The following is a 10,638-nucleotide window of genomic DNA, read 5'->3' as shown; positions in this document are numbered from 1 at the left end:
GCAGGTTGCCTTCGTCGGCCTCGGCACCATGGGCTTTCCCATGGCCGGCCATCTCGCCCGCGCCGGCTTCGACACGGTCGTGTTCAACCGCACGGAGGCGACCGCGGCGCGCTGGTCCGCCGAGCATCCGGGTCGGGTCGCGGCCACGCCGGCGCAGGCGGCGTCCGGGTCCGACGTGGTGTGCGTGTGCGTCGGGGCCGACGACGACGTCCGCGCGGTGCTGCTCGGCCCGGACGGCGCGCTCGGTGCGCTGGCGCCGGGGGCGACGATCGTCGACCACACGACGACGTCGGCGGAGCTGGCCGCCGAAATCGCGGCGCAGGCCGCGAAGGTGGGAGTCGGCTTCGTCGACGCGCCGGTGTCCGGCGGGCAGGCCGGCGCGCAGGCGGGGCGCCTGAGCGTGATGTGCGGCGGCGACCCGGACACCGTCGAGCGGGTCCGGCCGGTCCTGGCCGCCTACGGCGCGACGATCACCCGCATCGGCCCGGTCGGCACCGGTCAGCTCACCAAGATGGTCAACCAGATCCTCGTCGCCGGGGCCGTCGAGGGCGCGGCCGAAGCACTGAACTTCGCGATCGCCGCCGGCCTCGACCTGGACCAGGTGCTGCCCGCCGTGTCAGGCGGCGCCGCGAGCTCCTGGTACCTGACCAACCGCACCGCCACCATGATCCGCGACGAGTTCGACTTCGGCTTCGCCGTCGACTGGATGCGCAAGGACCTGCGGATCTGCCTGGCGGAGGCGGCCCGGCGCGGCGTCGGGGTGCCGCTGACCGAGCTCGCCGAGGCCGACCTCGCCGCCTCGCAGGCCCGCGGCGACGGGCAGCTCGACGCCACCGCCATCATCCGGCTACGCCGCCCCGCCCCGACCGCCCCGACCGAAACCGGCACCGCCCCGACCGAAACCGGCACCGCCTCGGCCGAAACCGGCACCGGCGCGGCCGCCGACGTCAGAGGTACTGCTTCGACGGATTGACCATCGCGCGGACGGTCTTGCCGTCGTGGAACTCGCCGATCGCGGTCATCACCCAGCTGGGGCCGCCGCGGTCGCGCTGCACCCGGCACATCACCAGGCCGGTGGACGGCTTGGACTCGGACAGGTCGAAGCGGACGAGCTCCTGGCCGGTGACGTCGTCGTAGAGCCGGCAGTAGGCGTTGCGCACGTCGGTGAACGGCTGCCCCTGGAAGCTGTTCACCGTGAAGATCAGGGTGACGACGTTCGCAGGCAGCGCGGCAAGATCCACCTGGATCGTCTCGTCGTCGCCGTCGCCGCGGCCGGTGAGGTTGTCGCCGGAGTGGCGCACCGCGCCGCGCGCGCCCTTCTTGGACATGAACCAGACCTTGTCCACATCCTTGCCACGATCGTCGAACAGGATGCAGGACGCGTCGAGGTCGATCGACCGGCCGCGCTGCGCCGGGTCCCACCCCAGGCCCATCCGCACCCGGGTGAGCGGCGGGGCGCCGGTCTTCACCAGCGACACGCTCTGACCCTTGGTCAGCGAGACCCGGCCCTTGTCCAGGTTGACCCGGCCGCCTGGCTGGCCGGCTGGCACAGGCGCAGGCGGCGTACCGGGAGGCCCCCACGGCTGACCGGGCGGCGGGCCCCACTGCGGCACCCCGGGAGGCGGGCCCCACTGCTGACCGGGCGGCGGGCCCCACTGCTGACCGGCGGGCGGCCCGGCCGCGGGCCTCGGCGGCGCGGCAGGCGGCGCCCACTGCTGGCCGGCGGGCTGCGACTGCGCCGCGGGCGGGGACCCGCCGGAGGTGCCAGGATCGTCGACAGCGATGCCGAAGTCGGTGGCGATGCCGGCGAGCCCGGCGGCGTAGCCCTGCCCGACCGCGCGGGCCTTCCACGCGCCGGCCCGGCGGTAGAGCTCGACGAGGATCAGCGCGGTCTCAGCGCCGAGCCCGGCGGGGTCGAACCGGACCAGCTCGGCGCCGTCGCGGGTGTCGCGCACCGAGATGCCCAGGCCCCGCACGCCCGCGAACGTCACCGGGCCGCTGCCGTCCAGGCTGCCCGTGATGACGACCTTGTCGATGTCCGGCGGGACGGCGGCGAGGGTGAACTCGAGCGCCGACGGCGGCAGCAGCCGCACCCCCGGGCCGGTCGGCTGGTTGAAGAAGACGAAGTCGTTGTCGGTGCGCACCTTGCCGGCGGCGGTCACCAGGATCGCGGCGATGTCCAGCGAGCTCGACGAGGCGATCTCCACCCGCACGTCGGTGGTGGGCAGCGGCGCATTGCCGCCCTTCGTCAGCACCTGTCCCATAGCCGTAGCCTCTCCGAGGTCGTCGCGCACCATGTTGAACGCGCCCACCGGGTATGACGGTTCCCGGACGCCGGCCGGCGACACGGGCGCTCCCGCCGACCCTACGATCGGTGCCATGCGAACAGCGGCACGGGTCCCATGAGCGACAGCGCCACCCTGCGACGATCGGTCGAGGGGCACGTCGCGGCGCTGTTCGGCCGGGACACCGGCCGCGCCTCGGTGACCTTCCTCGGCACCGAGCAGATGGACGTGCTGCGGTTCGGCCCCGACCGCGACGGCCTCGTCCGCTACCTCACCCTCGGCATGTCCCGGGAGCCGATGACGGCGTCCGACGCCGCCGTGCGCGACCCAGCCGGGCCGCGGGCGGAGCTGGTGCTGTCGCTGCGTGGCCGGCGCGACAGCGTGCTGCGCCGGCTCGCCGTGCTCGCGGCCGTGCCCGCCGTCGAGGGCCGGCCGATCGCCCCCGGCGCCAGCCTGGACCTCGGCGAGCCGCTGTGGGAGGGTGCGCCGTTCACCGCGGTGCTGGTCGGTGAGCCCGGCGGCCTGATCCCCGACCTGCCGCTCGCGGACGCCGTGGACGACCCGGCGTTCGCCGCCGCCGCGCCGGTGCGCTTCCTGCCCGTACTGCCGATGACGATGAACGAGGCCGCCTTCAAGCGGGTGCACGGCCCCGAGGTGCTGCACCAGCGCTGGCTGGCCGCGGGCACCGACCTACGCGACCCGCACCGCCGCGAGGTCGACCTCGGCTGAGGCCGCCCACTCGGACGCGACCACGCGACCACGCGAAGGATGACTACTCTCTGCAGTCAAGAGTGCATGCGGCGCGCCGTCAACGCCGCCGTCAACGCCGCGGAGGGGGTCCGTCATGCAGTTCGGCCGCTGGTTCGAGGAGTTCGAGGTCGGGGACGTGTACCGGCACTGGCCAGGCAAGACCGTCACCGAGTCCGACAACCACCTGTTCTGCCTGCTCACGATGAACCACCATCCCCTGCACCTGGACAGCCACTACGCCGAGCGGAGCACCCAGTTCAAGCGGAACGTGGTGGTCGGCAACTACGTGTACTCCCTGCTGCTGGGCATGTCGGTCCCGGACGTCTCCGGCAGGGCCATCGCCAACCTGGAGGTTGAGTCGCTGCGGCACGTCGCGCCGGTGTTCCACGGCGACACGATCTACGGCGAGTCGACCGTGCTCGACAAGGTCCCCTCCCGCAGCCGCGACGACCGGGGCGTCGTCACCGTGGAGACCCGTGGCCACAACCAGGACGGCGTGCTCGTGTGCGTCTACCGGCGCAAGGTGATGATCCCGACGCGGGCCTTCGGCGAGGCGCACGGCGGTGAGCAGCCCGGCCGCCCCAGGCCCGCTCACATCTGACCCACACCAGCACTTTCGCCGGATCCGGCCCTTCTCCATCGGTCCGGAAGCACTAGTCTCATGACGTTGTGACCGGTAATGCCGCAGGCCCCTCGCGTCCCCTTCGATCCCGTCCCGCCGCCGGCTCCGAGCCTGCACCGGGCGGGCAGCCGCACCGGCGGGCAGTGCTGCTCGGCGGGCTGGGGCTCGGCGGCGCGGCGGCGGCCGCGGTGGGGCTGGCGGCCTGCGGCGGCTCGGGCGATCCGAGGCCGATCCCGGGTCCGACGCTGCGCGCCCCGACCCCCGTCCCCGGGGTGACCGAAGGCGTGTTCGGCGTGGGTGTGGCCAGCGGCGACCCGCTGCCCGACGGCGTCATCCTGTGGACCCGCCTGGCACCGCGCCCCAGCGAGGGCGGCGGAATGCCCTCGCGCGACGTCCCGGTCGACTGGCAGATCGCCACCGACGAGCGCTTCCGCTCGGTGGTACGCGCCGGCACCCAGACCGCGCAGGTGGCGTTCGCCCATTCGGTGCACGTCGACGTCCGCGGCCTGGAGCCGGGACGCGACTACTTCTACCGTTTCCGTGCCGGCACCGTGCTCAGCCCCGTCGGCCGGACCAGGACCGCCGCCGCCCCGCAGGCCGGCGCGGACGGGGCCGGCGGGGCGCTGACCCTCGCGCTGGCCTCCTGCCAGGACTTCCAGAACGGCTACTGGCCGGCCTTCGACGCCATCGCCGCGGACGCGCCGGATCTCGTCCTGCACGTCGGCGACTACATCTACGAGTACGACCCGGACAGCCGGTTCCCGGACCGCGTGCACACCACCCCCCAGCAGCCCGGACTCGACCAGCTCCAGACTCTGGCGGACTACCGCAACCGCTACGGCCAGTACAAGGCGGACCCGGCGCTGCAGGCCGCCCACCTCGCCGCGCCCTGGGTCGTCACCTGGGACGACCACGAGGTCGAGAACAACTACGCGGGCCTCGTCGACGAGGCCGGTGACGCTGGCGAGCGCCACCAGGACCCGGCCGCCTTCGCCCGCCAACGGGCCGCCGCCTACCAGGCGTACTACGAACACATGCCGATCCGGGCCGATCTCAACCCGGGCTCGCCCGACCTGCGCATCTACCGCCGACTCGCCTTCGGCAGCCTGCTGACGCTCAACGTCATGGACACCCGCCAGTACCGGACCCCGGTGCCGGGCAACTCACCGGAGGCCATCGGCCCGGCCGCCCTCGGCGTCGGCAACACCGGTGGCACGATGGTCGGGGCGGCCCAGGAACGCTGGCTGCGCGCGGGGCTCGACGCGTCCCGGACCCGCTGGAACGTGATCGCGCAGCAGACGATGATGAGCCAGCTCGACGGCCAGCTGCCCATCGGGTCGGGGAGCATCCTGACCAACCTCGACGAGAACGACGGCTACCGCCCCTACCGGCGGCGGCTGCTGACCGGGGTGCGCGACAGCGGGGCCCGCAATCCCGTGGTGCTCTCCGGGGATCTCCACTGCGCCTGGGTGAACGACCTGCGGGTCGATTTTGACCGGCCGGAGACGCCCGCGGTCGCGACCGAATTCGTCTGCACCTCGATCAGCTCGGCCTTCTTCCTCATCAACGACGACTTCGTCCAGGAGAACAACGCCCGCCTCAACCCGCACGTCCGCTACTTCCGCGGCGATCGCCGCGGATACACCCGGATTCGGGTGACGCCGACGGAGTGGCGCGCGGACATGCGGGTCGTCGCCGACCTCTCCCGACCGGACTCCCCGGTATCCACCGACGCCACCTGGATCGTCGAGGACGGTGTTCCCGGCGCTCAGCCGGCCTGACCATCGCCACGGATCGGCGGATCGGCGGCACTAAGGCAATTCAATTACCACGAATCCCCCCGATCGCTCGGTGGGGCATCGCGAAACATATCGAAGAAAACTCGACCCGCTTCCGACCGGAATCCCGCCCGGCACGTTAGGCTGCCGCCGCGCGGACGACGAGGAACCAGGAGCCGAGCGTGACGATTCTTCAGGAGCCGCAGGAACCGGCACCATACACCCGGTACAGCCCGGCGAGTACTGGCACAACGCATACCAGGAAGCACCCGAACCTGCTCGGCTACCTGCGGACGACGTCCCACAAGGACATCGCCGTGATGTACTTCGTCACCGCGTTCGGTTTCTTCCTGTTCGCCGGGGTCCTGGCCGTCATGATGCGGGCGGAGCTCGCCCGGCCGGGGCTGCAGTACTTCTCCAACGAGCAGTACAACCAGATGTTCACGATCCACGGCACGATCATGCTGCTGCTGTTCGCGACGCCGTTGGCGTTCGCGTTCGCCAACCTCCTGGTGCCGTTGCAGATCGGCTCGCCCGACGTGGCGTTCCCCCGGCTGAACTCGCTGTCATACTGGTTCTTCCTGTTCGGCGGGCTGACCGTCATCGCCGGGTTCCTCACCCCGAACGGCGCCGCCGACTTCGGCTGGTTCGCCTACGCCCCGCTCAACAGCAAGATCTACTCTCCCACCACCGGCGGCGACCTGTGGATCCTGGGCCTGGTGGTGTCCGGGCTCGGCACCATCCTCGGCGCGGTCAACATGATCACTACGATCCTGACGCTGCGCGCGCCCGGGATGACCATGTTCCGGCTGCCGATCTTCTGCTGGACGTTCCTGGTGACGTCGATCCTGGTGATCGTCGCCTTCCCGGTGCTGGCCGCGCAGCTGCTGTCGCTGGAGGCGGACCGCCGGTTCGGTGCGCACGTGTTCGACGCGGCGAACGGCGGCGCGATCCTGTGGCAGCACCTGTTCTGGTACTTCGGCCATCCCGAGGTCTACATCATCGCCCTGCCGTTCTTCGGCGTCATCAGCGAGATCCTGCCGGTCTTCTCCCGAAAACCCCTGTTCGGCTACAAGGGGCTGGTCTTCGCCACGATCGGGATCGGCGTGCTGTCCATCGCCGTGTGGGCGCACCACATGTTCGTCACCGGCGCGGTGTTGCTGCCGTTCTTCGCGCTGCTGTCGTTCCTCATCGCGGTGCCAACCGGCATCAAGTTCTTCAACTGGATCGGCACGATGTGGCGCGGGCAGCTCACCTTCGAGACGCCGATGCTGTTCGCGCTCGGCTTCCTGGTGACCTTCCTGCTGGGCGGGTTGACCGGGGTGATGCTGGCCAGCCCACCGATCGACTTCCACGTCAGCGACAGCTACTTCGTCGTCGCCCACTTCCACTACGTCGTGTTCGGCACCGTGGTCTTCGCCGCGTTCGGCGGCACCTACTTCTGGTTCCCGAAGATCACCGGACGGATGATGAACGACCGGCTGGGCAAGGTCCATTTCTGGACCATGTTCCTCGGCTTTCACGCCACGTTCCTGGTGCAGCACTGGCTCGGCGTGCGCGGCATGCCACGGCGCTACGCCGACTACGGTCCGACCGACGGGTTCACCACCCTGAACACGGTCTCGACCGCCGGCGCGTTCCTGCTGGCCACGTCCACGCTGCCGCTCATCTACAACCTGTGGCACTCGTACCGGCATGGCGAGCTCGCCACCGTCGACGACCCCTGGGGGTACGGCAACTCGCTGGAATGGGCGACGTCCTGCCCGCCGCCGCGGCACAACTTCCGGTCGCTGCCGCGGATCCGCTCCGAGCGGCCCGCCTTCGACCTGCACTACCCGCAGCTCAGCGGCCTCCTCGACTACCACGCGACGCCGGAGTTCGCCGACGCGCACACACGGCCCGCGCAACACGAGGACTAACCGCGTCCAAACGCCTGACCGCTTGGTCCGGTTGCGGTGCGGCCGGGCGGGCTGGCGGGACGAGTAGGCGCAGTGCGGCCGGGCGGACGACGATCTCCGCGGGCAGGTCGGCCAGCGGATCCCCGTCGGCGTACACCGCGAACGGCCGGTCGGCGCTGATGCGCACCCGTTGCCCGCGCAGCACCCGCACGTGGCGGGTGTGAATGTGCCGGCCGGCGAACACCCGCGGGAACAGCGCCAGAAAAGTCAGCCGGGACGTCCGCGAAATCAGCACGATCTCCAGCAGCCCGTCAGCGAGGTCGGCGTCGGGAGCGAAGCGCATCCCGCCGCCGTAGTAGGCCGCGTTGGCCGCGGCGACCGTCCAGCCATGCAGCGCTCGGGGCGGCTCGTCGTCGACCGTCACCGTGAAGCGCACCGGCCGCCAGGCCGCCGCCGCCCGCAGCGCCGCGTAGGTGTAGACGTGCCGCCCTCGCAGCAGACGGGTTCGGTTGGCGATGACCTGCACGTCGGAGTCGAAGCCGACGCTGGCGATCCCCAGGTACGGCCGGCCGACGACCTCCGCCAGGTCCACCCGCCGTTCCCGGAACCCCGCCAGCTCGGCGGCGACGCGGCGGGGGTCGGCGGGCAGACCCAGGCCGCGGGCGAAGTCGTTGCCGCGGCCCCCGGGCAGCACGGCGAGCAGCCCACCTGTCCGGGCCACCGCGCCGGCGACCGCCCCGGCCAGGCCGTCCCCGCCGAGCGCCACCACGACCCGGCCGTGCGCGGTCGCCTCGGCGGCGAGCTGGCCGGCGTGGGCGAGGTCGCGGGTAGGGGCGACCCGGACGTCGGCGGCCCACCGGTCGAGCTCGGCTCGGACGCCGTCGAGCAGGCGCAGCGCCCGCCCGCGCCCCGCGCTCGGATTGACGATCACGGTGAGCAGGCGCCGATCGACCTCCATCCGGTCAGCCTATGGCCGCGGGACCCCGCTCACCGCCCCGTGGGCGACGCGACGGTCAGATGCTCGCTGACGGCGCCGAAAAACGACCGCTCGCCGATCTCGGGGGCGTCCCGCACGTCGCGCAGCACCAGGTGTTCCAGCAGGATCAGCGCCGCGTCGGCCGGCCAGAGCACCAGCCACAGCCACACCCCGCGGGCCTCGCCGACGAAGGCGGCCCGGTCGGGTCGGACGGCCACCGGCCACATCGCCGTGGGATGCCCGGCGGCCTCGACCTTGGCCTCGGACGCGCCCGGCAGCGCCTCCGGATCGGGGCCGGCGAGGCCCGCGAGCTGGGCGCCTAGGCCCACCCCGGGCGCCTCGGCGACGAGGATCATCTCCGCCGGTCCGCCCAGCGGGCAGGGGCCGGCGAGGGCGAGTGCGTTGGCCCGCGGCCCGGTGCAGTCGTCGCCGGCCCAGCCGATCCCGCTGACATACCAGTGCACCGGCATGGGTTCCGGCAGCCAGACGGGCACGGTCGAGGACGTGGACAGGGATCGCAACGCCTGCTCGCGGGAGGAGACGGCCGTCCGGTACGGGCTCACCTCCCCGTGCTCGTCGCACCGGTACTGGCTACTCCACAAGTCGGGCGGGCGGAGCGGGCCGAGACAACGAGGGCAGGTGCCAGCGATGGTCACCGGGCGCCTCCTGGTGTAGGTAGACGAAAGGCCGCCGGACGTCGGCGGTTCCGATACCGCTGTTCCCGCCCTCTACCGCGAGCAACCGTCCCACCAGCACTGATGTGCCGAACCGCCGGGCACGTCAGCGGCTGGCGGCGCTCTCGGCGAACGCCTCGTCGAGGAGGCCGAGGCCGGCGAGCAGCAGCGGTTCGTCGATCACCAGCGGCGGCAGCAGCCGCAGCACGTTGCCCCAGGTGCCGGCGGTGAGCACGATCAGGCCGCGGCGGTGGCAGGCCGCCGCGACGGCTGCGGTCAGCTCCTTGTCCGGGCCGGTGTCGCCACCGCCGCGGACGAGCTCCAGGGCGAGCATCGCGCCCCGCCCGCGGACGTCCCCGACGGTGTCGTGCCGCGCCGCCAGGGCGCGCAGCCGGGGCAGCGCGAGCTCGCCGATGCGCCGCGCGCGGGCGGCGAGATCCGCGGACTCGATGAGCCCGATCGCGGCGAGCGCCGCCGCGCACGCCGCCGGGTTGCCACCGTAGGTGCCGCCGAGCCCGCCGGCCTGCGGGGCGTCCATGATCTCGGCTCGTCCGGTGACGGCCGCCAGCGGCATGCCGCCGGCGATGCCCTTCGCGGTGGTGATGAGGTCCGGCACGATGCCCTCGTCCTCGCAGGCGAACATCGTGCCGGTGCGGGCGAACCCGGTCTGGATCTCGTCGGCGACGAACAGGATGCCGGTGTCCGCGCAGAACTCGGCGAGGCGGGGCAGGAAGCCACGGCCGGGGACGATGAAGCCGCCTTCCCCCTGGATCGGCTCGATGACCATCGCGGCCACCTCGCCCGCGCCGATCTCGTCCCGGACGAGTTCGATCACCCGCGCCGCCGCCTGCTCGCCGCAGTGTTCCGGGCCGGTCGGCCAGCGGTACGGGTAGGCCAGCGGCACCCGGTAGACCTCGGGCGCGAAGGGTCCGAAGCCGGCCTTGTAGGGCATCGATTTCGCCGTCATCGCCAACGTCAGGTTCGTCCGGCCATGGTAGGCGTGCTCGAAGACGACGACCGCGTCGCGCCCGGTCGCCGAGCGGGCGATCTTGACGGCGTTCTCGACGGCCTCCGCGCCGGAGTTGAACAGCGCGCTGCGCTTGTCGTGGTCGCCGGGGGTCAGCCGGTTGAGTGCCTCGCAGACAGCGACGTACCCCTCGTAGGGAGTGATCATGAAGCAAGTGTGGGTGAACCGGCCGACCTGTTCGCGCACCGCCTCGACCACGCCGTCGGCGGCGTTGCCGACGCTGACCACGGCGATCCCCGAGCCGAAGTCGATCAACGAGTTGCCATCGACGTCGACGACGACCCCGCCACCGGCGGCATGCACGTACACGGGCAGGGTCTCCCCCACCCCGCGGGCCACCGCGCCGGCCCGGCGGGCGGCCAGCGCGCGCGAACGCGGCCCGGGGATCTCGGTGACGAGGCGGCGCACCTGGGGCAGCCCCGGGCCGCCGCGGGCCGGCACGTTCGGAGGGATCATTTCGTCGGCTCCCGCCTGCTCGCTCACCACTGTCTCCACTTGGGCATCCACTTGGGCATCGTCCCCCGACCGCGGGCTCGGGGCCGGGGTGTCCGCCCAGGTCAGCGCTCGCTTCAGACTCGGTAGGCGCCGATGGGCCGGTCGGGCGCGTTGAACCAACCGATGTTCCGAC

The 10,638-nt window shown here is 72.3% G+C and carries 9 protein-coding genes; 5 read left to right on the top strand and 4 right to left on the bottom strand.

Going from position 1 to position 10,638, the window contains the following annotated elements; translation table 11 throughout:
* A partial coding sequence (locus tag G6R25_RS16985) for an NAD(P)-dependent oxidoreductase (RefSeq protein WP_235948785.1) occupies window positions 1-973 on the top strand: 973 nt, incomplete at its 5' end.
* Here G6R25_RS16985 and G6R25_RS16980 read toward each other — a convergent pair.
* Complete coding sequence (locus tag G6R25_RS16980) at window positions 948-2,264, bottom strand: TerD family protein (protein WP_163553777.1); 1,317 nt, start codon at window positions 2,262-2,264, stop codon at window positions 948-950. The genes G6R25_RS16985 and G6R25_RS16980 overlap by 26 nt on opposite strands.
* A 138-nt stretch (window positions 2,265-2,402) precedes the next feature.
* On the opposite strand from G6R25_RS16980, the gene G6R25_RS16975 reads away from it, so the two are divergent.
* The 4 genes from G6R25_RS16975 (at window position 2,403) to ctaD (ending at window position 7,354) form a co-directional block, all read left to right on the top strand.
* Window positions 2,403-3,014, top strand: coding sequence for a suppressor of fused domain protein (locus tag G6R25_RS16975; protein WP_163553776.1), 612 nt, complete (start codon window positions 2,403-2,405; stop codon window positions 3,012-3,014).
* A 115-nt stretch (window positions 3,015-3,129) separates the two neighbouring features.
* Window positions 3,130-3,636 (top strand): MaoC family dehydratase, encoded by a 507-nt coding sequence (locus G6R25_RS16970; protein ID WP_163553775.1) that lies wholly within the window; start codon window positions 3,130-3,132, stop codon window positions 3,634-3,636.
* A gap of 68 nt (window positions 3,637-3,704) precedes the next feature.
* Window positions 3,705-5,438, top strand: a complete 1,734-nt coding sequence (locus G6R25_RS16965; RefSeq protein WP_163553774.1) for an alkaline phosphatase D family protein — start codon at window positions 3,705-3,707, stop codon at window positions 5,436-5,438.
* Window positions 5,439-5,617: 179 nt separating this feature from the next.
* Window positions 5,618-7,354, top strand: a complete 1,737-nt coding sequence (gene ctaD / locus G6R25_RS16960; RefSeq protein WP_163553773.1) for an aa3-type cytochrome oxidase subunit I — start codon at window positions 5,618-5,620, stop codon at window positions 7,352-7,354.
* Here ctaD and G6R25_RS16955 read toward each other — a convergent pair.
* From G6R25_RS16955 to gabT, 3 genes are all read right to left on the bottom strand, one after another.
* Window positions 7,278-8,291, bottom strand: coding sequence for a diacylglycerol/lipid kinase family protein (locus G6R25_RS16955; RefSeq protein WP_235948782.1), 1,014 nt, complete (start codon window positions 8,289-8,291; stop codon window positions 7,278-7,280). The genes ctaD and G6R25_RS16955 overlap by 77 nt on opposite strands.
* 29 nt (window positions 8,292-8,320) lie before the next feature.
* Window positions 8,321-8,965: a DUF6758 family protein gene (locus G6R25_RS16950; protein ID WP_163553772.1), complete on the bottom strand. Its 645-nt coding sequence runs from the start codon at window positions 8,963-8,965 to the stop codon at window positions 8,321-8,323.
* 124 nt (window positions 8,966-9,089) lie between these two features.
* A complete protein-coding gene (gene gabT / locus G6R25_RS16945) occupies window positions 9,090-10,466 on the bottom strand; it encodes a 4-aminobutyrate--2-oxoglutarate transaminase (RefSeq protein ID WP_163553778.1) in 1,377 nt (458 codons plus the stop codon).
* Window positions 10,467-10,638 lie beyond the last annotated feature (172 nt).

The sequence above is a fragment of the Candidatus Frankia alpina genome, from assembly GCF_902806485.1.
Classification (GTDB): domain Bacteria; phylum Actinomycetota; class Actinomycetes; order Frankiales; family Frankiaceae; genus Frankia; species Frankia alpina.
Note: the sequence above shows the minus strand (reverse complement) of the source record. Positions and strands in the feature narration are given on the sequence as shown.

Bases quoted from the DNA above. Each gene is read 5' to 3' on its own strand.
- G6R25_RS16980 (WP_163553777.1), bottom strand. From the start codon at position 2,264: ATGGGACAGGTGCTGACGAAGGGCGGCAATGCGCCGCTGCCCACCACC.
- G6R25_RS16975 (WP_163553776.1), top strand. From the start codon at position 2,403: ATGAGCGACAGCGCCACCCTGCGACGATCGGTCGAGGGGCACGTCGCG.
- G6R25_RS16970 (WP_163553775.1), top strand. From the start codon at position 3,130: ATGCAGTTCGGCCGCTGGTTCGAGGAGTTCGAGGTCGGGGACGTGTAC.
- G6R25_RS16955 (WP_235948782.1), bottom strand. From the start codon at position 8,291: ATGGAGGTCGATCGGCGCCTGCTCACCGTGATCGTCAATCCGAGCGCG.
- gabT (WP_163553778.1), bottom strand. From the start codon at position 10,466: ATGATCCCTCCGAACGTGCCGGCCCGCGGCGGCCCGGGGCTGCCCCAG.